Origin of the sequence: Acinetobacter sp. NIPH 2699, from assembly GCF_022549355.1 — a bacterium.
Taxonomy (GTDB): Bacteria; Pseudomonadota; Gammaproteobacteria; order Pseudomonadales; family Moraxellaceae; genus Acinetobacter.
Window position 1 is genome coordinate 20256 of record NZ_JAKZGL010000002.1, and the last position, 26611, is coordinate 46866.

19 protein-coding genes and 1 pseudogene are annotated in these 26611 nt (G+C 39.8%); 15 read left to right on the forward strand and 5 right to left on the reverse strand.

Going from position 1 to position 26611, the window contains the following annotated elements; translation table 11 throughout:
* The first annotated feature begins 64 nt into the window (after positions 1 to 64).
* Positions 65 to 2065, forward strand: coding sequence for a choice-of-anchor I family protein (locus MMP72_RS02070; RefSeq protein WP_241314073.1), 2001 nt, complete (start codon positions 65 to 67; stop codon positions 2063 to 2065).
* A gap of 41 nt (positions 2066 to 2106) precedes the next feature.
* Here the strand turns inward: MMP72_RS02070 and MMP72_RS02075 are convergent, their stop codons facing one another.
* Positions 2107 to 2727 carry a TIGR00730 family Rossman fold protein gene (locus MMP72_RS02075; protein ID WP_241314075.1) on the reverse strand — a complete coding sequence of 207 codons (621 nt, stop codon included), beginning with the start codon at positions 2725 to 2727 and terminating at the stop codon, positions 2107 to 2109.
* A gap of 326 nt (positions 2728 to 3053) precedes the next feature.
* Here MMP72_RS02075 and MMP72_RS02080 point away from each other — a divergent pair, with 326 nt between their 5' ends.
* From MMP72_RS02080 to MMP72_RS02110, 7 genes are all read left to right on the forward strand, one after another.
* Complete coding sequence (locus MMP72_RS02080; RefSeq protein ID WP_241314077.1) at positions 3054 to 4637, forward strand: TerC family protein; 1584 nt, start codon at positions 3054 to 3056, stop codon at positions 4635 to 4637.
* An 81-nt stretch (positions 4638 to 4718) separates the two neighbouring features.
* Positions 4719 to 5189, forward strand: coding sequence for a YchJ family protein (locus MMP72_RS02085; protein WP_241314079.1), 471 nt, complete (start codon positions 4719 to 4721; stop codon positions 5187 to 5189).
* A gap of 52 nt (positions 5190 to 5241) precedes the next feature.
* Positions 5242 to 5886, forward strand: a complete 645-nt coding sequence (locus MMP72_RS02090) for a trimeric intracellular cation channel family protein (RefSeq protein WP_241314081.1) — start codon at positions 5242 to 5244, stop codon at positions 5884 to 5886.
* 104 nt (positions 5887 to 5990) lie between these two features.
* A complete protein-coding gene (locus tag MMP72_RS02095) occupies positions 5991 to 10652 on the forward strand; it encodes an RHS repeat-associated core domain-containing protein (protein WP_241314083.1) in 4662 nt (1553 codons plus the stop codon).
* Between the two features lie 452 nt (positions 10653 to 11104).
* On the forward strand, positions 11105 to 11689 hold the full coding sequence (locus MMP72_RS02100) for an RHS repeat-associated core domain-containing protein (RefSeq protein ID WP_241314085.1): 585 nt from the start codon (positions 11105 to 11107) through the stop codon (positions 11687 to 11689).
* 558 nt (positions 11690 to 12247) lie between these two features.
* Positions 12248 to 14467 carry a DNA topoisomerase IV subunit A gene (parC, locus tag MMP72_RS02105; protein ID WP_241314087.1) on the forward strand — a complete coding sequence of 740 codons (2220 nt, stop codon included), beginning with the start codon at positions 12248 to 12250 and terminating at the stop codon, positions 14465 to 14467.
* A 157-nt stretch (positions 14468 to 14624) separates the two neighbouring features.
* Positions 14625 to 16304, forward strand: coding sequence for an AMP-binding protein (locus MMP72_RS02110; protein ID WP_241314088.1), 1680 nt, complete (start codon positions 14625 to 14627; stop codon positions 16302 to 16304).
* Positions 16305 to 16390: 86 nt separating this feature from the next.
* Here the strand turns inward: MMP72_RS02110 and MMP72_RS02115 are convergent, their stop codons facing one another.
* Positions 16391 to 16777 (reverse strand): hypothetical protein, encoded by a 387-nt coding sequence (locus MMP72_RS02115; RefSeq protein WP_241314090.1) that lies wholly within the window; start codon positions 16775 to 16777, stop codon positions 16391 to 16393.
* 166 nt (positions 16778 to 16943) lie between these two features.
* On the opposite strand from MMP72_RS02115, the gene MMP72_RS02120 reads away from it, so the two are divergent.
* Entirely contained in the window at positions 16944 to 17342 is a 399-nt protein-coding gene (locus MMP72_RS02120; RefSeq protein ID WP_241314091.1) for an MAPEG family protein, read from the forward strand.
* A 119-nt stretch (positions 17343 to 17461) separates the two neighbouring features.
* Positions 17462 to 17989 carry an inorganic diphosphatase gene (gene ppa, locus MMP72_RS02125; protein ID WP_241314093.1) on the forward strand — a complete coding sequence of 176 codons (528 nt, stop codon included), beginning with the start codon at positions 17462 to 17464 and terminating at the stop codon, positions 17987 to 17989.
* Between the two features lie 104 nt (positions 17990 to 18093).
* Here the strand turns inward: ppa and MMP72_RS02130 are convergent, their stop codons facing one another.
* Entirely contained in the window at positions 18094 to 19368 is a 1275-nt protein-coding gene (locus MMP72_RS02130) for an OprD family outer membrane porin (protein WP_241314095.1), read from the reverse strand.
* A 734-nt stretch (positions 19369 to 20102) separates the two neighbouring features.
* Here MMP72_RS02130 and MMP72_RS02135 point away from each other — a divergent pair.
* Positions 20103 to 20873, forward strand: a complete 771-nt coding sequence (locus MMP72_RS02135) for a TorF family putative porin (RefSeq protein WP_241314097.1) — start codon at positions 20103 to 20105, stop codon at positions 20871 to 20873.
* 441 nt (positions 20874 to 21314) lie between these two features.
* A pseudogene (locus tag MMP72_RS02140) lies at positions 21315 to 22100 on the forward strand (TorF family putative porin).
* Positions 22101 to 22141: 41 nt separating this feature from the next.
* Here the strand turns inward: MMP72_RS02140 and MMP72_RS02145 are convergent.
* Entirely contained in the window at positions 22142 to 23629 is a 1488-nt protein-coding gene (locus tag MMP72_RS02145; protein WP_241314557.1) for a YifB family Mg chelatase-like AAA ATPase, read from the reverse strand.
* Positions 23630 to 23698: 69 nt separating this feature from the next.
* Positions 23699 to 23926, reverse strand: coding sequence for an accessory factor UbiK family protein (locus MMP72_RS02150; protein ID WP_241314099.1), 228 nt, complete (start codon positions 23924 to 23926; stop codon positions 23699 to 23701).
* Between the two features lie 275 nt (positions 23927 to 24201).
* Here MMP72_RS02150 and glnK point away from each other — a divergent pair, with 275 nt between their 5' ends.
* The 3 genes from glnK (at position 24202) to nrdR (ending at position 26610) form a co-directional block, all read left to right on the forward strand.
* Complete coding sequence (gene glnK / locus MMP72_RS02155) at positions 24202 to 24540, forward strand: P-II family nitrogen regulator (RefSeq protein ID WP_000780326.1); 339 nt, start codon at positions 24202 to 24204, stop codon at positions 24538 to 24540.
* Between the two features lie 68 nt (positions 24541 to 24608).
* Positions 24609 to 25997: an ammonium transporter gene (locus MMP72_RS02160; protein ID WP_241314101.1), complete on the forward strand. Its 1389-nt coding sequence runs from the start codon at positions 24609 to 24611 to the stop codon at positions 25995 to 25997.
* 148 nt (positions 25998 to 26145) lie between these two features.
* Positions 26146 to 26610, forward strand: a complete 465-nt coding sequence (gene nrdR / locus MMP72_RS02165; protein ID WP_241314104.1) for a transcriptional regulator NrdR — start codon at positions 26146 to 26148, stop codon at positions 26608 to 26610.
* Position 26611 lies beyond the last annotated feature (1 nt).

Consider the following 26611-nt stretch of genomic DNA (forward strand, 5'->3'; position numbering starts at 1 on the left):
CATCCAATTTGCACCTCAGAATACTAGATTAGCCCATACAAAATAAAACGTATGGAATTTGATCATGAAATTTAAGATCTCAGTATTATTGACCGCAATGCTGTCAGCGGGGCTGGTTGCGTGTAATGATGATAACAAGCAAAACACGTCGCCAAACAAAGAAGTGGAACCTAAACCAGAAGTGGTTGAGCCTACACCTGAAAGTATACAACTCAGCTTTCTCGGGCGTTATGAATCAGGTGTTTATGGTAAAAGCGCTGCTGAAATTCCAGCCTATGATCCAGTCAGTAAACGTGTTTTTGTGGTCAATGCGGAACTGGGTGCACTGGATGTATTAGATTTATCGAATCCAGCAAAGCCGACCTATCTACAATCCATTACGGTGGATGATATTGCCCAAGGCGCACAGGTAAACAGTGTCAGTATACATAATGGCATTATTGCACTGGCGATTGAAGCTGCCAATAAAACTGATGCTGGTTTTGTGGCATTTTATCAAGCCAGTGATCTCAAACGTTTAAGCCATGTGCCCGTCGGCGCATTGCCAGATATGTTGACCTTTACGCCCGATGGAAAAACAGTATTGGTGGCCAACGAAGGTGAACCATCTGATGATTATCAGATCGATCCAGAAGGTTCGATCAGTGTTATTAATGTCAGTGATATCAGCAAGCCAACCGTTAAAACGGCTGATTTTAAAGCCTTTAATGGTCAAAAAGATGCACTCCTTGCCAAAGGTGTGCGTATTTTCGGGCCAAATGCCACGGTTGCTCAAGATTTAGAACCTGAATACATTGCTGTGTCTGATGATGGCAAAACCGCTTGGGTGGCTTTACAAGAAAACAATGCCATTGCCGTACTTGATATTGCCACAGCAACCGTGACCTCTATTGATGCGCTGGGCTTTAAAGATCATGGTCTCAGTGATAGTGGTTTTAAATCCATCTTTGATCCAAATAAAAACTCAAGTAATGCTTTGGATGTCAGTGACTTTGATGGCAAAAAAACCGTCCAAGATATTATGATCAAGACATGGAATGGGCTGAAAGGGATGTATCATCCCGATGCAATCACTGCTTATACCGCCGCAGATCAGAAAACTTATTTAATCTCTGCCAATGAAGGTGATGCACGTGCATGGGGTGAAACGACACCTGAATACTTCGGTACGGTCAAAGAAAAAGATTTTTCTAAAAATGGCTTAAATCGTTGTGACAATGACAGCAAAAAAGGCTTTGTTGAGGAATGGCGAGTTAAGCATCTGGTACATAAAGATGGTTTTGATCGCCGTTGTGCTGATGACCTACCTGCGCAATTACGTGATTTGGCTGCGGGGGCACATTTGAATCCAACTGCTTTTAGTTATTGTGGTGCAAGCAAAGGTGATGCGGGTGATTGTCGTGATGATAAACAATTGGGACGTTTAAAAATCACCTGGACGCAAGGCTACCAAACTGAAAATGGTAAACCGGTGTATTACTCAAAAGCAGGCGATAAAATCGGGATCAATGGTAATCCTTTGACGGATTATTTGATGTATGACGATTTATATGTGTTGGGTGGGCGTTCATTCTCAATTTGGGATACACAAAATCAGGTCAAAATCGCCTATGATTCAGGTGATTTTATTGAACAATACTTGAATAGTGAGCAGTGTAAGCTAGGCAAAGCGCGTAACATTCCATGTCAAGACTGGTTTAACAGCAACCATGAAAAAGGCAATACACTCGGTGGACGTAGCAGTAATAAAGGTCCAGAGCCAGAAGGTCTGACGATTGGTAAAATTGGTAATAAACAGTTCTTATTCCTTGGGCTTGAGCGTATGGGCGGTGTGATGGTGTTTGATGTAACCAATCCAACGCAACCTATTTTCCAAGATTATTTAAATACCCGTGAAATCTGGGATGAGGCTGATCCATCGACTGCATTATCTGCACATGGCGATCTTGGACCAGAAGGTTTAGTCTTTATTCCTGCCAAAGATTCGCCGAATGGAAAACCATTGCTGGTTGTGGGGAATGAGGTCAGTGGTTCAACCGCAATTTATCAAATTAAAGTTCAATAAAAACACAGCAGCGGATCAGAGATTGATCCGCTTTTTTTATTTTACATCGCCACGTGTTCAGGAGAGTTTAAGTTTTTAATCACATTGGAAATTTGCTCAGTATTTTCGCAAACAATGACTTTGGCACGATGTTGTGGGGGTAAAAAACCCTCTGCAACGGCATGGTCGAGTTGAGTAATCAATGCATCATAAAAATGATTGACGTTATAAATAATCATCGGTTTTTGATGTTGATTGAGCTGTCCCCAAGTGGCGATTTCTAAAATTTCTTCAAAAGTACCGAGTCCACCCGGTAGGGCGATAAAGGCATTGGCACGTTCAGCCATTAAGGCTTTACGTTCGTGCATGCTGGTCACAACATGCAGTTCGGTGAGCTGATTATGTGCAATTTCATAGTCCAGCATAAACTCAGGAATCACCCCAACAACTTCTCCACCGTACTCAAGTACGGTATCTGCGACTTGTCCCATGAGGCCAATACTGGCACCGCCATACACAATACCAAAATTCTGTGTAGCGAGGTGTTGGGCAAGTTCAATCGCTTTTTCACGGTAAATTGGATTGTTGCCAGAACGAGAACCACAATACAAGGCAATCAGTGGGAGGGTTGTTTTTATGGAAGAAATGGTTTTTTTAACAGTCATTCTAAATACACTATTCATCTACTTTATTTTTACCTTATCATTTTCGTTGTACTTGTCTAGGTTAAATGACTTGTATGACAGTTTTATGCACATTTCGCATACAAAGTCTTTTCGCTATTGTTAGAAAAGAATTGAAAAAAACATCACTATAAAAATGATGAATTTTGTTGAAATCTTACCTATACTAAAAATCCTTTTATTAATAAATGTACCTCTATGAGTAGTGGTTGTTGTCGCTCTGCTTTATTCTTTTTTTCTAAAAAAAATGTTTGGGCTGTTTATGCCGATCTATTAATTAATCAGTTTTATGATGATCGCGCTGATTTTGTAGAGGAGTTACCTCTATGATTTTTGAATGGATGTCTGATCCTTCCGCTTGGGTTGGTTTATTGACTTTAATCGTCCTTGAAATCGTTTTGGGGATAGATAACTTAGTTTTTATTGCGATTTTGGCAGAGAAATTACCGCCTGAGCAACGTGAGAAGGCCCGTATTATTGGTCTGAGCTTGGCGCTGGTGATGCGTATTATCCTACTGTTCTCGATTTCGTGGGTGATGACACTCACAGATGAACTCTTTCATGTATTTGATAAGAGCTTTTCTGGGCGAGATTTGATCCTGATTTTTGGTGGTATATTCTTATTATTTAAAGCCACGATGGAAATTCATGAGCGTGTTGCAGGTGGTCATGTAAATAAAGAAGAAAAAGCTGTACATGCCGCATTCTGGGTAGTGATCGCACAAATTGTCGTATTGGATGCGGTCTTCTCATTGGATAGTGTGATTACTGCGGTGGGAATGGTTCCTCATCTTTCGGTCATGATTATTGCCGTGATTGTGGCGATGACCGTGATGTTGATTGCATCCAAAGCATTGATGGGCTTTGTAAACAAACATCCAACCGTGGTGATCTTGTGTCTTGCTTTCTTGTTTATGATCGGTTTCTCGCTCGTAGTTGAAGGTTTTGGTTTCCATATTCCAAAAGGCTATTTATATGCTGCGATTGGTTTCTCGGTTGGTGTTGAAGCGATCCGTCAATTGACACTGCGTAATCAGCAAAAAATGGTGACAACGACTGATTTGCGTTATCGCACAGCATCGGCTGTTTTACGAATGTTGGGCAGTAAAGGTAATGGCAACGAGGCCCAGAACAAGGAAGCAGAAGACGTACTCGCAACACAAGCCTATGCCAAAGAAGTCTTTGATGAAGACAATGGCGTATATCACAGTGTCTTGGTACAGGGTGTTTTAGGCCTATCAGAGCGTCCAGTTAAGTCAGTGATGACACCACGCCCAGAATTGGAATGGTTAGATTTAGATGCTGATCCAGCAGAATTAAAAGATCGTTTAATGGCAATGACGCATTCGCGTTTGATCATTGCACGTGGTGAACTGGATAATATTGAAGGTGTGGTGCTCACACATAAAGTATTGAATGAATACATTGAAACAGGCGCAATTGATTTTGCGAAACATCTACGTGAGCCTGTGATTGTGCATGAAAATGCACAAGTCTTGATGGTCATGGAGCAGTTGCGTCAAGCACCATTACAAATGGCGATTGTACTCAATGAATATGGTTCAATTGAAGGGATTGCAACACCGATTGATATATTAGAAGCGATCGCTGGTGAGTTCCCTGATGAAGATGAGCTTGAGGCGACGGCAGAAACGCTCGATGATGGTTCTATGTTATTAGAGGGTTCAACTGATATTCGCCATGTGTCTTTATTATTGGGCAAAGATCTGGTGGATGAAAGTGAAGAATATTCCACTTTATCGGGCTATATCTTATTCCATCTCGGACGTTTACCTGAAAATGGGGAAATGGTTGAAGCAGATGGTCATCGTTTTGAAGTGGTCACGATGGATGGGCACAAGATTGAAAAAGTGCGCATTATTGCGAAAGAGAAACCCACGGAGAAATAATTAAATTTTAACCAATAGCCTTTGAGTTTGACCTTGTTCCGCAAGGTTTTTCTCAGGGCTATTTTTATTTGAGAAATGGAAATGACATCGTCACAAAATTGTCCATGTGGACAAGGGCAATATGCTGCATGCTGTCAGCCCCTACATTTGAAACAACAATTTGCCGAAACTGCTGAACAACTGATGCGTTCGCGTTATAGTGCTTTTGCCTTGCAGCAGATTGATTATATTCTCGATACAACGGCTTTAGGACAACAGGCTTTGTTAGATCGAGCGGCAATCACCGATTGGAGTCAGTCCAATCAATGGCTCAAATTAGAGGTCATCCAACACCAGCCCAAGCTGGATAAAACCCATGCACTGGTTGAGTTTAAGGCACATTATCATGATGGCAAACAAGCTCATGTTCATCATGAAATTTCACATTTTGTATTGCATCAACAACAATGGTATTTCCTTGATCCGACTTTAGATCTGCAAATCACTATGAAACAAGCATGTATTTGTGGCTCGGGGAAAAAATTTAAACAATGTTGTGCACAATTCATCTAAGTTTGTCTTAGAATAGCGCACACTTTTACGCCTGATTTAGGGATGTAGGCAGATGTTACTCACCGTAATTTATATTATTGCCATTACTGCGGAAGCGATGACGGGCGCGTTGTCAGCGGGTCGACGTAGTATGGACTGGTTTGGTGTGGTACTGATTGCCTGTGTAACGGCATTGGGTGGTGGCTCAGTGCGTGATGTGCTGCTCGGGCATTATCCTTTAACTTGGGTCAAACATCCTGAATATTTGGTTTTGACCTGCTGTGCGGCTTTTGTGACGATTATTATTGCCAAATGGATGCGTCATCTACGGAATATTTTCTTGGTACTCGATGCTTTGGGCTTAATTGGCTTTACCATTATTGGCTGCCAAATTGCTTTATCTATGGGACACGGTTTTGTCGTCTCTGCGGTGGCAGGGGTTTTAACAGGCGTATCGGGGGGGATTCTGCGTGATATTCTATGTAATGATGTACCTTTGGTTTTCCGTCGTGAACTGTATGCCAGTATTTCCTTTGTCGCAGTGATTTGTTATTGGGTCTGCTTAGAAGTTGGATTACCCCACGATTTAACCGTAATTTTCACCTTGGTGTTTGGTTTCACCCTGCGTTTAATCGCGATTTATTTTGGTTTAGAGATGCCAAAATTTATTTATCAAGAAGATGATGCCGAGTCTGCCTCTTCGACAGATGAGCATTGATAAAAATATAATTTATTAATTTTAATAAAACTAAGTAGTTACTACTTGGTCTTTTATTTACCAAAGTTTACAATTCCGTCGATTATTTTTAGCTCTTGAAAAAAATGAAAAAAAACGTATTTGCTTTTATATTGTTGAATGGGATGTTTTCTGCAAGTTATGCTGCAAGCTGTTTACAAAATGGGGGAGGTAATCTTTGTAGTGTGCCTAAGAAGCCTAATGTTGGAGAATGGTCTTATTACTGTCCAGGTGGATCTACACGTATAGGTTGTCCTCAAAGAGTATCGACTTATGCAGAGGCGATGCACTGGTTAGAGAGAGACTTTGCTGAAAATTACCATACCCCAAATGTTAAATTTTCACCGATCCAATGGCAGTTGGAAGAAAGATATGCCCATGCAAGTTGTCCTGTTGGCGAAACAAGGATTGCAAATGCATATAAGAATAAAATTCTGTATTATCAGTTAGCATGGGCAAATGTAACAATTAATCCTCAGAATCCATCTCCTGGCTCAGGTTGTTATTCAATCATTCGAGACCGTCCTGTAGATGTGTGGGAGTGTCCTGCTAATACTACTAAAGTGGATCATAATAATGATCCAAATAAACCACCCTTTTATTGCAGAATCCCTGTACCACCTAAAGGATGTTCGGCAACTGTCGGAAATCCGTGTTCAATTACAACAGGAAATAAGTTTCAGGTTGAACGAGACTGGTCATCTAATTTGGGTATATTGGCATGGATTCGTACTTATAATAGTCTCGATTCTAATAAAATCAATGAAACGATACCTATGACCCGGTTGGGTATAGGACAGGTATGGACTCATAACTATAATTTATCACTTCGATTATATCGTTTTTCTGAGTTAACAGGAGGGCAGTATTCTGCCTTGAGTGTGGATGATGAGCAAGAACTCACTTTACCAATTTGGGGCGTGTTAACTCGTCCTGATGGTGCAGAGGTTTATATTGATAATAAATATTCTGATACAACTATTGCAGGTGAAAAAGGCTGGTTTATACAGCGTGATAAAAGTTTAAAATTAGTTTATCAACCTGATGGTTTATGGCGAGTCGAGCAGCTTAAAACGGGTATCATAGAATATTATGATAAAACAGGTAGGTTTATCAAAATGACTTATCCTAATGGGCAATCCATTGAGTTAAGTTATGATGATGTTCAGTTAAATATTAGTACGATATTAATAGATGTCTTGGTAAAAGTAACAGATCACTTTGGTAGAAGTTTACAGTTTAACTATAACCCTCAAGGTTTCATTTCATCAGTTACCTTACCAAGTGGGAAACAAATCACTTATCAATATGACAATTTCAATCGTCTGGTTAGTGTTATCCGTCCCAGTTATGGTACAAAAATCTATCACTACAATGAAAGTCCAAATGTTGCACCGTCAGGCAATCCAAATTTATTGACAGGAATTACCGATGAAGCTGGTAAACGTTTTGCGAATTACGCTTATGATGTACAAGATCGTGGCATACTGACCGAACAGGCAGGTGGGGTACAACGCTATGAATTGACCCATCATAGTTCAGTGACATATGTTAAAAATCCTTATGGTACACAAATAACATATAGTAAATCACAGGCATCAGGTTCACCTCGTGTAAAAGGTATTTCACAACTTGGATATAGTTCATTAAACAATACCTATGACCCAGCAGGAAATATCACCCAAAAAATAGAAAAGGGACAAACCACCACTTATAGCTATGATTTAAGTCGTAATCTGGAAACCTCCCGCACCGAAGCAGTGGGTACAGCACAAGCAAGAACCATTAACACCACTTGGCATACAGACTTCCCCAAACCAGTACAAATACAAGAAGTTTCACAAGGACAAGTGATTCGAACCACAATTTACAGCTACGACAATCAAGGCAATGCTTTAAGCAAAACCATTACCGACCCAAATACCCAAGAAAGTCGTATATGGAGCTATGAATACAACAACTTTGGTCAAATGACCAAGCAGACGACACCGAATGGAGAAGTCACAACCTATCAATACGATGAAAGCAATGGCAATCTACTCAGTAGTACTGATGCTAATGGTATTGCAATCACCTACAGTCTGCATAATACCGATGGACAACCTACTCGAATCACGACCAGTACAGGACAAATCACTGAACTAGTTTATGACGATGCAGGACGAGTCATACAGCAAAAACAAACGGTTAGCAGAGATGATTTACAACAACAAAATAATGAAGATGGATTAAGTTGGTGGCAACAGTTCGTTAATGCTATTTATAGCTTATTAAATCAGGAACAACCTTATACTGAAACAGAACAAAAGTTTATCGTTATAGCCAATCAGGTATCTGCTCAACAAGCGGTTAATCTTTATGAATACGATCCTAGAGGTTTACTCATTGCCACGACCTTAGCGGATGGTGAGCACATTGAATATATTTATGATGATGCGCACCGATTAACTGAGATTAAGGATCAGTCTGGTAATCGCACTGTTTATACACTCAATCCTAATGGTGATATTACCCAAACTGAAGTTTATGGGGTAACAGGGCAACTCGAAGCGAAAAACCGACAGGTTTATGATAATTTAGGACGTTTACAACAAACACTTGGGAATCATCAGCAAGTTCAGACGTTGACCTATAATAATTATGATCAACCAACCAATGATAAAAATACACTTAATCAAAGTTATAACTATACTTATGATGTATTAGGTCGTCAAATTACAGAGAAAGATCCGCTCAATCAAAGTAGTCAATATGAATACGATGCATTTGATCAACTGAAAAAAGTCATTGATGCCAAAGGGGGAACAACGACTTATCAATATAATGCGTTTGGTGAAGTTAAGCAGCTCAATAGTCCAGACACAGGTATAACTAATTACCAATACCAAAACGGCAAGTTACTAGAAAAGGTAGATGCCAACCAGCGCAAACACCGATACCAATATGATGCCCAAGGTCGAGTGACCTTACAGCAAGACCAATACGCTGATGGGACAGACCAGTATGAGAATACGACATTTGCCTACGGACAAATGGGTAATGATCAAGGCAAGTTGGTGCAAGCCAATAACAAACGAGCAGAGACCCATTTTAGCTATAATGATCTAGGCTTGGTTCGACAAAAAACGGTGAAATACCTGACGGCTCAACAGAGTATGGCACCTGAATTAAATGTATATTACAGCTATAGTTTGGGTGGTAAACTCAAGCAAGTTGGTTTACCAAGTGGCAATATTGTTAATTATGACTACGACAATAAAGGGCAATTGGTAGGCATAAATTTAAATAGTCAAAACTTTATTAATAATATTCAACATTCAGCCAATGGCATTAAGGGTTGGACTTATAGTCAGGTCGGTGATCAGGTACAGTTCCAGTATGATTTGGATGGACGAATTCAAAAGATTCTGATGCCGAATGTCTATGAAAAAGACTATAGTTATGACACCGCAGATCGAATCCTTGCCATTACTGATCCAACCAATAGCCATATTAGTAGCAGTTTTAAACACGACGCACTGAGTAGATTGATTGAGCAGAACCTTGCCAATCGAACTTTTAAATATAGTTATGATGCAAATAGTAACCGACTCACAAGAAACCAAACGATAAATGGTGTGAGTACTACTGAAAACTATACGATTCAGGTCAACAATAACCGTATCAATACCATTAGCCAGGGGACCAATAGTACGACTTATAGCTATCTACCTACAGGTCAAATTAGTAATGACGGCACAAGAAGTTATAGTTACAACGCACAAGGACGCAGCGAAAGCATTAATACAGGCGGAAGTAGTAGCTTTAATATTTATGATGCTTTTGGGCAGCGTATCCAAAAAATTGGAAGTTATTTAGGCAATCAGACACAGACTTTATTTGTTTATGATGAATCTGGTCAATTATTGGGTGAGTACACTCCACAAGGACAAGTCGTTCGTGAATATATTTGGCTAGACAACCGACTGGTGGGTTTAAGAAGTTACCAATACCCAAATGAAATTTTGAGAGTGCATACAGATCATTTAGGAACGCCAAGAGCGATTAGTAACAACCAAAATGAAATATTATGGCGTTGGGAGGGAGATCAGTTTGGGGATGTGCTGCCTATAGGAGATCTCACTTTTCCGATGAGACATGCAGGGCAGTATTACGATGCAGAAGTGAATTTATTCTATAACTATTTCCGAGATTATAATCCGATTACAGGGCGTTATGTAGAGAGTGACCCAATTGGCTTGCAAGGTGGGTTGAATACTTACGGTTATGTTTCAGCAAATCCATTGTTAAAAATTGATCCTAGAGGATTAATTGAATGGGAAGGAAGTTATAAAGAAGCCGGTTCTGACTTTCTCTTTATTGGTGCAAAGCATATGTACTTTAATTTAAGTACCAAATGTGTAAATGGATATAAAGGTAAAGCTAAAATTATAGCATCTGGTGTTGGTGGATCAGGTGGGCTTACTTTAGGAAAGGTCTCTTTAGGCGGAGGACGAGTAATGGTTAATGATGGATTGAATGATGTTAACCCAAATGTTTTTAATGGCTCATTTTATTATGGAGGAATGAGTTTTGGTTTTCATGGTTCTATTGCAACTGTAAAAATAGGTGGGGCAAGAGGAAGTATGACAACGAAATATACAGATAATTTAAAGAGTGGTTATCATAATGATTTTTTATCATTTGAATCTGTTGCTGGTGTGGCAAGAGTTATCTCTAGCAATAAGGAATCATGCTGTGAGAACTAAACTAATATTTTTAATATTTTTATTAATGATAATGTCTTTCTTTATATGTAGTTACATTATAGAAAATTTTTGTATAAGTGAAATGGATGTACTCCACACGTTTGTTCATCATGATAAAATTATAACTTGTTATATGACGGAGTCATATTATTATACCTTGAGATTTTTTAACTGGATTTCTTTGATTTTATCTTTAATTTTTGGTTTTTTGATTTTTTCAAAGAAAATAATCAAATTTTGGAAAGATATGAATAGTCCTATGAGATAGAGAGGGTGTTTATTTAGGAATCCTAAGAGCTATTAGCAATAACCAAAACCAGATTTTATGGCGTTGGGAGGGAGATCAGTTTAGACATGGGTTGCTAAATCTTCATCTTCCCAACTCTCCATGCAAGGTATGAGGAGGGAATAACAAAACAGCGCCTTATCCCGACGCAAGGTGAAAGCTATTCTTGAGCAGTTATATAGAAGTTAACCTGTTCTATAACTATTTCCGAGATTATGATCCGATTACAGGGCGTTATGTAGAGAGTGACCCAATAGGTTTAGATGGTGGATTGAATACCTATGGGTATGTTTCGGCAAGTCCATTGTTAAAAATTGATCCTAGAGGACTTGTAGAGTGGAACGGTACAGTATTAGCAGGTTCAGCAGTAATTTTTGCTTATGATATATATACTTTAAAAACAAAATGTATTAATGGGAAACAGGGCTTTGCTAGGATTCATGCTAAAGGGCTTAGTGTTGGTTTCGGAATACCTGCTACTTATAATGGAGGTACAATTTCTTTTGAAGATAATTTAAGCGATGTTAATCCTCAAGTTTTTAATGGGCAATATTTGAAGTTTAGTTATGGCGTGGCTGGTGGAGCAGGTTTTGGAGGAATGATGGTTAAATTAGGAGGGGCAACATCTAATTTAGGAGGACTAAAACCAGCAGCAATTGGAGGATTTGATCTAGCAATTGATGGTGTAGGAGGTTCAGCAAAAGTTGTTAAATCAAATATTAAAAATTGTGGTTGTGATGAGGTTCTATAATGTTAAGTATGTTTGGTTTTATATTGGGTGGGGTGGGGTGTCTTATATATTGTGGTAGAACAAAAACATTTCTATTTTATCCTAGAATGAAATATTATCCAATGACGAAGTTGGAGGCTATATTAATAGTGATTGGATTATCTATTTTTATAATGGATGTAATTTTTATTCCATTACTAGGGTGGTAGAAATATAAGATATTCTTTATTTATGATTAGAATAGGAAGTTTTTTAGAGAATATACGCTACACTCAAATTTATCACAGGTCAGTATTACGATTGGGAAATAGCCTATTTTACAACTACTTTCGAGATTATGATTTGAGTAACAAGCCAAGTAGCACTTGGTTTGTTACTCAAGACTGGATGTTATGTAGAAAGTGATCCGGTAGGTTTAATAGTGGGTTGAATATTGATGGGTATGTTTTAACCATTATTTATAGTCTTAACAAGACACCATTTGACGTTTAAACAACAACAAGGGCTTGTCACAACGCATTCATCCACTTAGCATACAAAGCATTGACGATAACAAATAATTTTGGATGACTTGCTGAAATGACCAGCCTTGCACATCATGCAACAGAAAACCGTTCCGTAGCCGAATTCACTGAACAAGCTTACTTGAATTATGCCATGTACGTGATTATGGATCGTGCATTGCCCCATATCAGTGATGGTTTAAAACCTGTACAGCGGCGTATTGTCTTCGCCATGAGTGAGCTTGGCTTAAAATCCACGGGCAAGCCAAAAAAATCTGCACGTACCGTTGGTGACGTCTTGGGTAAATATCACCCACATGGTGACTCTGCCTGTTATGAGGCAATGGTATTGATGGCGCAACCCTTTAGCTATCGCTATCCATTGGTTGAAGGTCAGGGCAACTGGGGTTCACCTGATGATCCTAAATCCTTTGCGGCGATGCGTTATACCGAAGCCAAACTGTCCGCTTATAGTGAGCTATTGCTCAATGAGTTGGGCCAAGGCACCAGCGAATGGCAAGATAACTTTGATGGTTCAATGAAAGAACCGATTACTTTACCTGCACGTATTCCAAATATCCTACTCAATGGTACAACGGGTATTGCCGTTGGGATGGCAACCGATATTCCACCGCATAACTTGCGTGAAGTGGTGAAAGGAACGATCGCACTGATTCGTAATCCTGAAACCACGGATGAGAAATTAGCAGAATATATTCCTGCGCCAGATTTACCCACCAAAGCTGAAATTATTACCCCACCTGAAGAATTATTAAAGATTCAAACCACCGGACGAGGCAGCTATCGGGCACGTGCAGTTTATAGGGTAGAAAAAAATGAAATCGTGATTACTGAACTGCCTTATCAGGTTTCAGGTTCAAAAGTGGTCACCCAAATCGCCGATCAAATGATTGCGAAGAAGTTACCTTTGGTGGCAGATATTCGGGATGAATCCGATCACAGAAACCCAACGCGCTTGGTGATTGTACTGCGCTCCAATCGTGTCGATGCAGAAACGGTGATGAGCCATTTATTTGCAACGACTGATCTAGAGTCAAGCTATCGCGTCAATCTGAATATGATTGGGGCAGATGGTCGCCCACAAGTGAAATCCATTCGCCGTATTTTGTTGGAATGGATTGAGATCCGTAAACAAACGGTGACCCGCCGTTTGCAATATCATTTAACCAAAATCGAAAAGCGGTTGCATATCTTGGCAGGCCTTTTGATTGCCTATTTGGATATTGATACGGTGATCCGTATTATTCGTGAAGAAGACAAACCGAAACCTGTGCTGATGCAGCATTTTGGTATTGATGAGATTCAAGCAGAAGCGATTTTAGAACTTAAACTTCGTCATTTAGCGAAGTTAGAAGAAATGGAAATTCGCCGTGAGCAAGAAGAATTGGAAGCGAAAGCGGCAATCCTTCGTGAGCAACTTGAAAATCCTGAATCATTGAAAAGTTTAATTATCAATGAACTCAAAGAAGATGCGAAAAAGTTTGGTGATGATCGTCGTTCGCCATTGGTGGTACGGGCAGATGCAGTGCAAATTAAAGAACAAGATTTGCTACCCGCTGAAACGGTAACGGTGGTTTTATCGGAAGCCGGTTGGGTGCGTGCAGCCAAAGGCGGTGATGTTGATGCAGCAAATCTAAACTTCCGTGCTGGTGATCAATACTTAAGTCATGCGGTGGGTAAAACCAATCAACGGGTTTATTTCTTGGATAGAACAGGACGTAGTTATGCGCTGCCAATCAGTAGTTTGCCTTCTGCGCGTGGTTTAGGTGAGCCGTTAAGTTCAAAACTTGCGCCAGCCAGTGGGGTGTCATTTCTCCAAGTCTTGGTTGAGGACGATAACAAGGAATTATTGGTTACAAGTTCAAATGGTTATGGATTTAAAACCAAAGCAGGTCAAATGGATACCAATGCCAAAGCGGGGAAAACCTTTTTGACAGTGGGAGAGAAAGCAACCGCATTACCATTGTTACTTATTCAACAGGCAACTCATGTTGCGATATTGAATTCAGCAGGGCGTTTACTCATTATTGATTTAGCTGAACTCCCTATCCTGAATAAGGGTAAAGGTAACAAGTTGATACAACTTGAGGGGAAAGAGCAAATTTTATCCATGACAACCCTGACGTTAGATGAAATAATCCAAGTCGCTGCAGGACAACAGCATTTAAAACTGAAAGGGGATGATCTCCAAAAATATATAGGAAAAAGAGCAACAAAGGGGCAACTTTTACCACGGGGATATCAAAAAGCAAATAGACTCCTCATTCAGAGATAAGGCTGGTATTCTGTGATACAAATACGTTATATATGATGACATATTCATATTATTTGGATAGGTTGACAGGGCAATTCAAAAACTTAAAAAAAATGTTTTGCCATGGAAAGTAACGTTGTTACATTTTTAAGGATTACCACTCGGAGATAATGGCATTATGGAAAAGATTTGGTTTGCTGAATACCAAAAGACAGGAATCCCAGAAACAGTTGCACTGCCTGCTGAAAACACCTCACTTGTTGATATTTTTGAACGCAATTTCCAAAAATTCGGTTCACGTGATGCCTTTATCTTTATGGATAAGGTTTTAACGTTTAATGAGTTAGAAGTTGCGAGTCGTAAATTTGCAGCTTATTTACAAAGTTTAGGCTTGGCAAAAGGAACACGTGTTGCGGTGATGATGCCGAACGTTTTCCAATATCCAGTGGTGGCATTAGGTGTATTCCGTGCTGGTTTGGTTCTTGTCAACGTCAACCCACTTTATACAGCACGTGAGTTAGAGCATCAATTGAATGACTCTGGAGCAGAAGTGCTGGTCATTATTGAAAACTTTGCGAGTGTGTATCAAAGTATTATTGGCAAAACTCCTGTGAAGCATGTGGTTGTTGCGACTGTTGGGGATATGCTCGGTACGCTTAAAGGAACATTGGTTAACTTTGTGTTACGTAAAGTACGTAAACAAATTCCAGCTTGGGATATTCCAGGTTATACCAAATTTAACACCGCATTAAACAAAGAAAATCCAAGTAACTATAAACGTCCAAGCTTAACCTTAAGTGATACTGCTGTACTTCAATATACTGGTGGTACGACAGGTGTTTCTAAAGGTGCTGAGCTAACTCACCGCAATTTAGTGGGTAACCTTTTACAATGTGAAGCAATTTTCTCAAGTAAGTTTGGTGCTTCTGATAGTGAAAAAGGCGATCGTATTGTTTGTGCATTACCGCTTTACCATATTTTTGCATTTATGGTGTGTGCGATGTACGGCATGTACAAAGGTCAAGCGAATATCTTGATTCCTAACCCACGTGACTTACCTGCAGTTATTGGTGAATTGCGTAAATATCAACCTTCATTCTTCCCTGCAGTAAATACTTTGTTTAATGCATTGGTGAATAACGAAGAGTTTAAGCAGCTTGACCATAGCAATCTTAAGATGGCGATGGGCGGTGGTATGGCTGTATTACCATCGACAGCTGAAGCTTGGAAGAAAGTAACGGGTACGATCATCATCGAAGGTTATGGTTTATCTGAAACCTCTCCTGTTGCAACTGCGAATCCACCAGCTACTACTGAATTCAGTGGCACGATTGGTATCCCATTGCCATTGACTGAAGTTGCGATCTTGGATGATGACGGGAACGAAGTTGCTCAAGGTGAGCAAGGTGAAATCTCAATCCGTGGCCCTCAAGTGATGAAAGGCTATTGGAATCGTCCTGATGAAACGGATAAAGTGATGACCGCGGATGGATTCTTCCGTACAGGTGATATCGGGATTATGGATGCTCGTGGTTACTTTAAAATTGTGGATCGTAAGAAAGACATGATTTTGGTATCAGGCTTTAACGTTTATCCAAGTGAAATCGAAGAAGTGATTGCACAATACGAAAAAGTATTGGAAGTTGCTGCGATTGGTGTTCCTGATGAAAAATCAGGTGAAGTACCTAAATTATTCATCGTGAAAAAAGATCCATCTTTGACAACTGAAGAAATTCTTGCTTATGCGAAGAAGAATTTAACAGGTTACAAGTGCCCACGTTATGTTGAATTTATCGATGAGTTACCAAAGTCGAATGTAGGTAAAATCTTACGTAAAGATCTACGTAAACCAGCTTAAAATACTTCCTCTAAGTTTCTCTTTTAAAGGGGAGCTTAGAAAACTAAAACGCCGCAAATTGCGGCGTTTTTTTATATCAATAACGATTAAGTTGGTTTTTTCCTTAACCAGCGATCGATATAGCGTCGACTGATGCCTGCAATTCCTACGAAGATGATCATGCTGATGAGCTGGAAACGTAAACGCGTTGGATCAATTCCATTAAAGCTAAAATAATGATCAACAAAGACATAGAGCGTGATGACGACCAACCAATGCCACAGTGTGAAACGTTTAATCCCCACTGCATAAAAGGCAATTGTTAAAATGACAAAGGTCCCTAAGGTCGATTGCCAGTTTAGGTTTGCACAGATAACGCTGAGTAAAAAGGCAACAATAGGAAATACAATTTTTAGGACGCGATCAACCTTAAGTTGATGTTGGCGCTGTTGATCAAGGATATCAAACATTTCTTTTTGATCTTGCTGTTGCATAAATCGGCCCTAAAACAATATAAAAACTTGGCGATGTCATTCGATTTAACTTTCTAGCAGCGTACCCGTACAAAAAGAAATGTACGTTGAACAAGTACAAATGAAAGTTCCATAAAGCATAAGTTATGATAGCATGATCAGAAGAATTTCAAATGATGGATGTCAGATGCACGGTATTAGCGGCATTATATTGATTATTATCGTCGCATGTTTATTGCCTTATGTTTTTACTTTGATTGCGAAGTCAAAAGGTGGTTTTCAAGCAAAAGACAATCACAATCCTCGTGAATTTTTGGCTAGAACCACAGGGTTGTCGGCAAGAGCAAATGCTGTACAGCAGAATAGCTTCGAGAGCTTACCCTTATTTATCGCTGCAATTTTGATGGCGGAATATATGGTGATTCCTGAGCGATTTATCCTGACATTGGGCTGGGCCTATATTGTTTTTCGGATCATTTATGGCGTTTGCTATTTAGCTAATCTTGCAACATTACGCTCAATTATTTGGTTTTTCTCTTTGCTTTGCCCCATCTTTTTGTTTGTGATCACCATTAAAATGACTTAAACCAAGTTTCACATAAAAATTCATGACGCCTAATACTAATATACAGCATCATTTTGACTGTATTCACGTTATAATCTGACCGATTTTTTATATTTAATTTCACATACACGAGTGTTGATATGAGTTATAGCAATATTCCTGCGGGTAAAGACGCGCCAAATGACATTTATGTCATCATTGAAATTCCTGCAAATGCAGCGCCAATCAAATACGAAATCGACAAAGATTCAGATGCGTTATTTGTAGACCGTTTCATGGGTACAGCAATGTTCTACCCAGCAAACTATGGTTATGTGCCAAACACATTATCTGAAGATGGCGATCCTTTAGACGTACTTGTTGTAACACCTTATCCAGTTGCTGCTGGTTCCGTGATTCGTTGTCGTCCAGTCGGCAAGTTAAATATGGAAGATGATGGTGGGATTGATGCGAAATTGATCGCAGTTCCACATGAAAAACTATCTCCACTATATAAAGATGTTCAAGAATATACTGATCTTCCACAATTATTGATCAGCCAAATTGAACATTTTTTCCTACATTACAAAGATTTAGAGCCTGGAAAATGGGTGAAATTGAGTGGTTGGGAAGGTACTGATGTTGCTAAAGCAGAAGTTGTTAAATCAATCGAAGCTGCTCAAAAGTAAGTTTGAACAATTAAACCAAATTTTTTAATTTTAAAAATTTGGCTTTAAAAAAACCTCCATTCAGTGAATGGAGGTTTTTTTATGACGAGATATTTAACTGTGAATTAGAAGAATTTCACAGGAATATCAAGCCAGAGACGCCATTCGTTAGTATCACCGATGTAAGCATTGGTTTGATATTCATCGCTAGCACGGTAGTAAGAGTGACGTACGCGTAAGCTTGCATCTTTGGCAAAACCTGATTGAACCGTGTATTTCACTTGGTTAAAGAATTCACGTTCTTGAGCATTGTCGGTCAGATTTTTGACTTTGATATCCCAACCATAAACAAATGCTGTTGTCCATGATAAACCAGGAACACCATAGCCACCAAAGTCTACATTGTATTGTAATTGAGCAGATTTTTCGCTATTACCAATGAAGTCAGAGAGGTAAGAGTTTGGCAAATAGATACTTTGAGCACCGTCAGCATTCTCTCCATAATCATAACCTGTATTACCATTGTTTTGTTGGTAAGCCAGCATTACGCTATGTGGACCTGTATTATAGGTTGTAGACAGTGCCCAAATGGTGTTCTTACGATTAGATAGGTCATCGGTTGTACTAGAATAAGTATCCGCTTCTTTATCCCATTTCGTGTGATAAGCACTTAAGTCATAAGTCAAACCACTCTCTTGGTTTAGTGGTTGTTTGTAGTTTGCATTGATATAATGGCGATCTAACTTATCTTTGCTATCTAAGCCAAAATAAGAAGTGGTTAAATGATCATCGAATTTATATTTTGCGCCCCAAATAACGGCACGATCAAGATGTCTACCATCACTATTGATCTGATCAGAGTATTGATCTTTAGTGAATTTACCTGCGGTTAGTTCTAGACCATCAATCTCACGACTTGTCGCCAAAACACCTTCAAAGTATTCAGGTACTAAACGAGCGGTATTACTTGCCAACACTGGAATATCAAGAACATGAGTACCATAAGATACAGTTGTATTTGAGTAGCGTGCTTTTACATAACCGCCACCACGCGCCCAATGGTCATACGCTGAACCATCTGGATGCTGAGGAATCATGCCGTTGCCTGCATTATTGTTCGAGCCTAATTTAAAAGAAGCATCGCCAATAATACCCGCACCGAAGCCTACAACACCTTGAGTAAAGCCAGAGTCTAGCTTAACGATTGCAGTTTGAGCGTAAGAGCTGGTATCAGCAACACCATTTTTTTTATCACGATTTAAATAACCCGTGCGGAATAAAACATTTCCGTTTGCATCTTCAACAAATCCTTTTGCTTCGCTTTGTTCGCTTGCATATGTTGAAGTGATGAGTGCGGCATTAATCAATACCGCTAATGTAAGTTTCTGTGCCTTTGGCATAGCCTAGCCTCATAAAAAAATTGGGAAAGAAACTGCAAATTTTGAACAATTGTATAAGTTATACATAAAAAAGATAGATTTTTATTAAAAAAATTCATTAATTTTAAATAAAAAGTTTATATGATTTTATGATTTGTTTCTCGTTTAAAAAGCAAACAAAATAAAATTAAGTTTATAATTTATAAGGTTAAATATATTTATAAAGGTTGTAATATTCATTAATTATTTATAGATTAGTTTTGTTTAAAAAATGTGATTAAGACATATATATATTGTTTAAATTTAATGAGTTATTTATTGTTTGGTTAAAAATATAGCAGTTTGATTTGCAAAAAATTACATCCCGACGAATGGTAGTCAAACAGTAACGAAAGAAGAACATTTTATTTAGTTCACTTTAAGACTTTCTAAGTGCACTTTTATTGAGCATTGATGAATTCATATGTATATAACTTGTATTTCAAATGTTCAGGTTATTTTTGATCTTTGAAAGCGCATCTTTTTTGTGCGAAAAATGAGCTAAATTTTCATTGTGCTTCTAAATAGATCGAAAAAACAAGAAAAAAAGAGCGCTGGGATCAATCGAGGCGCATCTAAGCAATGCGAATGGCACTTTTATGAGACAAGAACGATATTCTATAAGGATATTCTGAAGTTGGCACAGCATTTGCTAACTATTCCATGATGCAATTTAAAACATAAATCAGTCGAATATCCGTATGGGGGAGATCAATATGATGAAATTTGCATGTAAAGCACTTGCGCTCAGTATGCTTGCTGGACTTTCAACAATGAGTTTCGCGGCAGAAGATAGTGTACTCGCGAAAAATGGTCTAAGCTTTTCGGGAAGTGCTGCATTGACCACCGATTATCGTTTCCGTGGTATAACTCAAACGGAAAGTGATCCTGCGATCCAAGGTGGTTTTCAATTAGATCATGAGTCTGGTGTTTATGCTGGGGTATGGGCTTCAAATGTCCATTTTGGTTCAGGTGATCCAACACATTTAGAGCTTGATCCATATATTGGTTATGCGACAGAGTTACCATTTGCGGGTAAACCAACGTTAGATGTGGGTTTATGGTATTACGGTTATCCAAGTTCGTCTGACCTGAATTGGTTAGAAATCTACGCTAGACTTGGTTTTGACAATGCAATCGTGGCTGGTGATAACCTATTAGCAGCTGTGAACTATAGCAATGATGTGATTGGTTCAGATGAGGATGGTTGGTATCTAAACCTTGCTTACAGTGTTCCTTTTGCTGATACTGGTTTTGGTGGTGTTCTCGGTGTGGGCTATACCAAAGTTGATATTGATGATGAATTCAATGGAAAAGATAATTACGTCGACTGGAAAGCTGGTGTAAGTTATGAATTTAAATCAATTGAAGGCTTTAGTGCAGAATTAGCAGCGATCGGCACAAATATTGATACGGATGCTTTAACTAAAGTAGAGAAACGTGCTGTAAAAACGGGTGCAGTCTTTACGCTAACCAAAAGTTTCTAAGTTATTTTTTAAGAAAAAGCAGAGCATTCGCTCTGCTTTTTTATGCGCGTATTTTCTCATGGCAAAACGTTATTTCTGATGAGAGTTTTTTTTGTTAAACCAAAAGTAGATTCAAAGGCATACAGTGAGATGATCGCTGTATTTTAAAACGATGATGAAGTTGAACAAGGCTCGATAAAGGTTACCTGTTTCCCCATTTTGCTTTTGTATGCGCCATAACGGTCTAGGCTGCTTTCGTTTTGATGCACGATGTGCTTCATCTTTTATTTAGACAAGGAATTAAATCAAACCCTGATTTGAGTGTGATTATAAGCTTTTGTTATTTAGGTATTTAATATATTTTTCTGAATGCTTTTGGCTTGGCACAGCATTTGCAAATTACCCCTCGATGCAATTTAAAACATAAATCAGTTAAGTATCTAAATTATGGGGGAAATCAATATGATGAAATTTGCATGTAAAGGTGTTGCTTTGGGGATGATGGTTGCAACGTCAACTTTGGTGATGGCAGATACGACATTGCCATTTTCAGGTGCTCTTTCAGGAAATATCAGTGTTGTATCGAGTTATAACTTGCGTGGTATGACCAACTCGCCTGAAAGTGATACACCTGCCATACAGGGTGGACTAGATTATAGCCATGACAGAGGATTTTATTTGGGTTACTGGTTTTCAACCTTAACAGCGGCTTATGCAGACTTTAATACTTCGCCGACTTATGTTCCAAAAGAGAAAAAGTCATTCGAAAATGATTTCTATGCCGGCTATAAAGGCAAAATTAGTGAGGACTTGGGTTATTAAGTCGGGGGAACTGTTTATTACTATTATCCGGGTTGGGAATCTACGGGCTATGAAGCGATTGTGGGCTTAAGTTATAAAGATTTAACAGTAACAGCCCAAACCCTTTTGAATAACGTTACTTTTGGCAATAAGGGTGATACCTACTTTTTGGCAACTTATACGCCTCAACTCGCTGGGGGATTTACAGGGAAAGTTCAAGTTGCAGCGTATTATTATGGCGATGATGATGAATATCTAGCTTATCAAGCCAAAGCAGGTGATGTCACCAAAACTGACTTTGCTTTCCGTCATGCAACTTTAGGCGTATCACATCCATTGGGCGAAACTGGTGCAACTTGGAATTTGGATTATATTTTTGGTGGTTATACACGTGATGAAACCAAACAAAAGAATAAAGTGGTTTTGGGGGTAGGTTACGCTTTTTAATCATAACAATAATCGAAAGCGACCTTAACGGTCGCTTTTTTTTAAGCTTGGTTGCCTCGGTAAGAAAGTGCCTCCGTGAGATGAGTACTTGAGATCACATCACTTTCAGCTAAATCTGCAATCGTTCGGGCAACACGTAATACGCGATGATAAGCCCGAGCAGAAAGATTTAAACGCTGTTGCGCCATTTCGATGATTTTCGCTGAGTTGTCATCTAAAAGTGCATATTGTTCCAATAATTTGGGGGAAAGCGCTTGATTTAAGCACTGCTGTCGTTGAATTTGCTTGTCATACGCCGTGATGACGCGTTGGCGTACAATTTCAGAGTTTTCAGTGGCTGTTCGATCTTGTAATTCCTGCGCTTGTAATGGTGGCACATCTATATGTAGGTCAATACGGTCTAATAATGGTCCTGAGATACGATTTTGATAACGTTGGATACTTTCAGGTGAACATTGACAGCGATTGTCTTGATTAAATGCATAACCGCAAGGGCAGGGATTCATTGCTGCGATAAACTGAAAGTTGGCTGGGAAGGTCATTTGCCTTGCCGCACGGGAGATGATAATTTCTTTAGATTCAAGTGGCTGGCGTAATACTTCCAGTACCTTGCGATCAAACTCAGGCAGTTCATCCAAAAATAACACGCCTAAATGAGCAAGCGTTATTTCACCGGGTTTTGGTTGCGAACCGCCCCCTACCAATGCAATGGCTGACGCAGTATGGTGCGGCGCACGAAAGGGGCGTTGTCCAAAATGATGTTGAGCATTCGCAACGGAATAGATACTGGCAACTTCTAAATTTTCCTGCGCATTGAGTGGCGGTAAAATAGAAGGCAATCTTGATGCAAGTAACGTTTTGCCTGTGCCCGGTGGGCCTTTAAAGAGCAAAGAATGCCCGCCAGCGGCTGCAATTTCGAGAGCGCGGCGAGGACGTAATTGCCCTTTTACATCTGCAAGATCGAATTGGTAACCAGATAACGCTGTATTCGCTTGTTTAGGTGCTACGGTTATATGTGAATTGCCCGAAAAATGTGCACAAACGTCTTGTAAATGATTGGCTGCATAGACTTCAAAGTTTGGAAGTTGATTGGCTTCGTCTAAATTTGCTGTAGGAAGTAGCAAGCGGTGTTGACTCTGTTGGCATGCCATCGCGATCGTGAGTGCACCAGAGATTGGGCGCAAATGTCCATCGAGTGCAAGTTCTCCAATAAATTCAAAGCCCTCTGTGCAATTTTCAGGGAGTTGGCCAGAAGCGATTAGGATGCCAAGCGCGATGGGTAAGTCTAATCGTGAACCATTTTTAGGCAGATCTGCAGGTGCTAGGTTAATGGTTAAACGCTTGGTTGGAAACTGAAAGCCGCTGTTAATAATCGCTGAGCGAACCCGATCCTTACTTTCTCTCACTGCGGCTTCAGGCAAGCCAACAATGGTTAAAGAGGGTAGACCAGAGCTAATGTGGACTTCAACTTCGATTTGAGGGGCGTGTAGCCCCAATAAACCCCTTGTATAAATTTTTGCGAAAGACATTTTATTGTTGTTCCATTGTGGTGCTTTATTTTTAGTCATTTTAAGGTGCTATCTGCACCGAGTTGGTGCTTATTTTTTATTCTGCACGATTTCTTCAAGTGTTTTCATTTGCTGTTGTAGCTCAGTGAGGCGTTGGTTAGCTAAATTCAAGGCTATTCTTTGGCGATCGAGCTCTTGCTTAGAAACCAGATCTAATTTTTCGATACTTTCATTGAGTAAAGCGCGTAAATTTTTTTCTAAGTCTTTTTTGGGTTGATCGACTTGCTGCAAAATAGCCTGTAAAAGAGTTTCAATCATAAAGTGCTCAATCGTTTATGTGTATTTGTTGCTCAGTGTATCACTGCTTGCAGCAATCCTCTAGCGCTGTTCAGAACAGCTTGATGGGTGACGATGAAATTCAGTTAAATCATAGCAAATACGACTTATTTTGGATTGAGGATCTACATCTCCACGCTTAAATAGGTTATAAAGAAGCCTTATGTCCCGTATTTGAAATCCCCTAACCTTTAAATATTGGCATGAAAATTGAACATAAAACCTTACTGGTGAAAATAAGCCGAAGGAAAACACACATGAAGCTTGTAACTGCAATTGTAAAACCATTCAAATTAGATGATGTTCGTGAAGCACTCTCTGATATTGGTGTTCAAGGGATTACCGTAACTGAAGTCAAAGGTTTCGGTCGTCAAAAAGGGCATACTGAACTGTACCGTGGTGCAGAGTATGTTGTTGATTTCTTACCGAAAGTAAAAATTGAAATTGCGATTAGCGATGAAATGGTCGATGCGGTCATTGAATCTATTACGCGTGTCGCAAGCACAGGAAAAATCGGTGATGGGAAAATCTTTGTCACTAATCTAGAACAAGTCATCCGTATTCGTACTGGTGAAACTGGACCAGATGCTGTCTAAATTGGCATAAAGTTTGCTGAGTTAGAAATTAAGAGATATAGCTCACAAAATAAGGTTGGGGGACACGAATGAAAAAAATGCTTATGGCGCTCAGTCTATCTGGCGCACTCTTAGGTGGTTCAGCGGTTGTTTGGGCCGAGCCAAATCCAGAACAGAATGCTGTGACAACCGAAGCAGTCGTTTTATCTACGACGACTGAGGTTGATGGCACCGCTGATGTTGTTGAAACTGAAGCAGTTGCTGTGACAGAAGAAGCAGTTGAAGCGGTAGATAAAGCTGACACAATGTTGATCTTTGTATCGACAGCTTTAGTCTTGTTTATGACTTTACCTGGTTTGGCATTGTTCTACGCAGGTATGGTACGTCGTAAAAATGTTCTATCTACAATGATGTATAGCTTCGGTGCAGCAGCCGTTGTGAGCGTCGTTTGGGTCATCATTGGTTACTCCATCGCCTACGGTGAAGGAAATGCCTTTATGGGTGACTTCAGCAAAGTCATGCTGACCGGTATTACGGCAGAAACAGGCGGAGCATTACCTGAAATCATTGATGTCATTTTCCAAATGACCTTTGCGATTATTACTGTTGCCATTATCAGCGGATCTGTTGCAGAACGTATGAAGTTCTCAGCATTTATGGTCTTTGCAGCACTTTGGGTTGTGTTGGTGTATGCGCCGATCTGCCATTGGGTCTGGGGTGGTGGTTGGTTAACTGACAAAGCACTTGATTTCGCGGGTGGTACAGTTGTCCATATTAACTCAGGTGTCGCTGGTTTAGTTGCTGCATACATGATCGGTAAGCGTGTCGGTTTGGGCAGAGAATCTATGGCGCCACATAACCTGACGCTAACTTTAGTTGGTGCAAGCATCCTTTGGGTGGGTTGGTTTGGCTTTAATGGTGGATCTGCTTATGCGGCGGATGGTACTGCAGGTATGGCATTGGTTGTGACTCAGGTTGCTGCTGCAAGTGCTGCATTATCATGGTTGATTGCAGAACGTTTGGTTCGCGGTAAAGGTTCTGCTTTAGGCGCAGCATCTGGTGCAGTTGCTGGTTTGGTGGTGATTACTCCTGCGGCTGGTTTCGTGACTGTAGGCGGCGCTTTAGCTATGGGCTTGATTGGTGGTGTGGTCTGTTTCTGGTCAGTTACCGTCCTCAAACGTATGCTCAAAGCAGATGATTCTTTAGATGCATTTGGCTTACATGGTATCGGTGGTATCGTTGGTGCGATCTTGACAGCGGTCTTTGCAAGTTCGTTCATCATGGGTGATGATGCACCGAGCAATATGTTGGCACAATTATGGATTCAGGTTGAAGGCGTACTTGCAACAATCGCATATAGTGCAGTCATGACCTTTATTATCTTGAAAGTGATTGATCTTGCGATTGGCATCCGTGCTAGCGCTGATGATGAGCGTACAGGTCTTGACTTGAGCCAACATGGCGAACGTATTGAATAATCAAATGTAAAATGATATTGATAAAACAGCCCTGTGCTTCTGCTCAGGGCTGTTTTTTTATGCAAGATTGTTATGTCTGTAGAGCCTAGTTCAGCAAATCAAGAAACTTTGCTACACTTAGCCAACGTGAGTAAATAATCCTACCATTATGCATTGTCCATTTTGTAACGCTGCTGATAGTAAAGTCATCGACTCCCGTTTGGCTGCGGAAGGGTGTCAAATTCGTCGTCGTCGAGAGTGTTCTATTTGCGGCGAGCGTTTTACCACATTTGAAAGTTATGAAGTGGTGATGCCACGCGTCATTAAATCGGATACCAAAAGCGAACCGTTTGATGAAGCGAAATTGCGCCGTTCATTGATGCACGCACTACAGAAGCGTCCAGTGACACAAGAGCAAATTGAAACGGTACTCAGTGATATTCAGTCGCAGATTCGTCGTTTAGGCGAGCGTGATGTCAAATCAAGAACTATTGGTGAAATCGTGATGCAGGCATTATTTGCATTGGATCATGTCGCTTATGTTCGATTTGCCTCGGTTTATCAAGATTTCCAAGATGTAGAAGCATTTCGCCATCAGATTGAGCAAATGCAACAACGTGAAAATGAAGCCTAAG

Bases quoted from the DNA above. Each gene is read 5' to 3' on its own strand.
- glnK (WP_000780326.1), top strand. From the start codon at position 24,202: ATGAAGCTTGTAACTGCAATTGTAAAACCATTCAAATTAGATGATGTT.
- MMP72_RS02130 (WP_241314095.1), bottom strand. From the start codon at position 19,368: ATGCCAAAGGCACAGAAACTTACATTAGCGGTATTGATTAATGCCGCA.
- MMP72_RS02160 (WP_241314101.1), top strand. From the start codon at position 24,609: ATGAAAAAAATGCTTATGGCGCTCAGTCTATCTGGCGCACTCTTAGGT.
- MMP72_RS02145 (WP_241314557.1), bottom strand. From the start codon at position 23,629: ATGTCTTTCGCAAAAATTTATACAAGGGGTTTATTGGGGCTACACGCC.
- MMP72_RS02120 (WP_241314091.1), top strand. From the start codon at position 16,944: ATGCACGGTATTAGCGGCATTATATTGATTATTATCGTCGCATGTTTA.
- MMP72_RS02085 (WP_241314079.1), top strand. From the start codon at position 4,719: ATGACATCGTCACAAAATTGTCCATGTGGACAAGGGCAATATGCTGCA.
- MMP72_RS02070 (WP_241314073.1), top strand. From the start codon at position 65: ATGAAATTTAAGATCTCAGTATTATTGACCGCAATGCTGTCAGCGGGG.
- nrdR (WP_241314104.1), top strand. From the start codon at position 26,146: ATGCATTGTCCATTTTGTAACGCTGCTGATAGTAAAGTCATCGACTCC.
- MMP72_RS02150 (WP_241314099.1), bottom strand. From the start codon at position 23,926: ATGATTGAAACTCTTTTACAGGCTATTTTGCAGCAAGTCGATCAACCC.
- ppa (WP_241314093.1), top strand. From the start codon at position 17,462: ATGAGTTATAGCAATATTCCTGCGGGTAAAGACGCGCCAAATGACATT.
- parC (WP_241314087.1), top strand. From the start codon at position 12,248: ATGACCAGCCTTGCACATCATGCAACAGAAAACCGTTCCGTAGCCGAA.
- MMP72_RS02090 (WP_241314081.1), top strand. From the start codon at position 5,242: ATGTTACTCACCGTAATTTATATTATTGCCATTACTGCGGAAGCGATG.
- MMP72_RS02095 (WP_241314083.1), top strand. From the start codon at position 5,991: ATGAAAAAAAACGTATTTGCTTTTATATTGTTGAATGGGATGTTTTCT.
- MMP72_RS02110 (WP_241314088.1), top strand. From the start codon at position 14,625: ATGGAAAAGATTTGGTTTGCTGAATACCAAAAGACAGGAATCCCAGAA.
- MMP72_RS02135 (WP_241314097.1), top strand. From the start codon at position 20,103: ATGATGAAATTTGCATGTAAAGCACTTGCGCTCAGTATGCTTGCTGGA.
- MMP72_RS02080 (WP_241314077.1), top strand. From the start codon at position 3,054: ATGATTTTTGAATGGATGTCTGATCCTTCCGCTTGGGTTGGTTTATTG.
- MMP72_RS02075 (WP_241314075.1), bottom strand. From the start codon at position 2,727: ATGAATAGTGTATTTAGAATGACTGTTAAAAAAACCATTTCTTCCATA.
- MMP72_RS02115 (WP_241314090.1), bottom strand. From the start codon at position 16,777: ATGCAACAGCAAGATCAAAAAGAAATGTTTGATATCCTTGATCAACAG.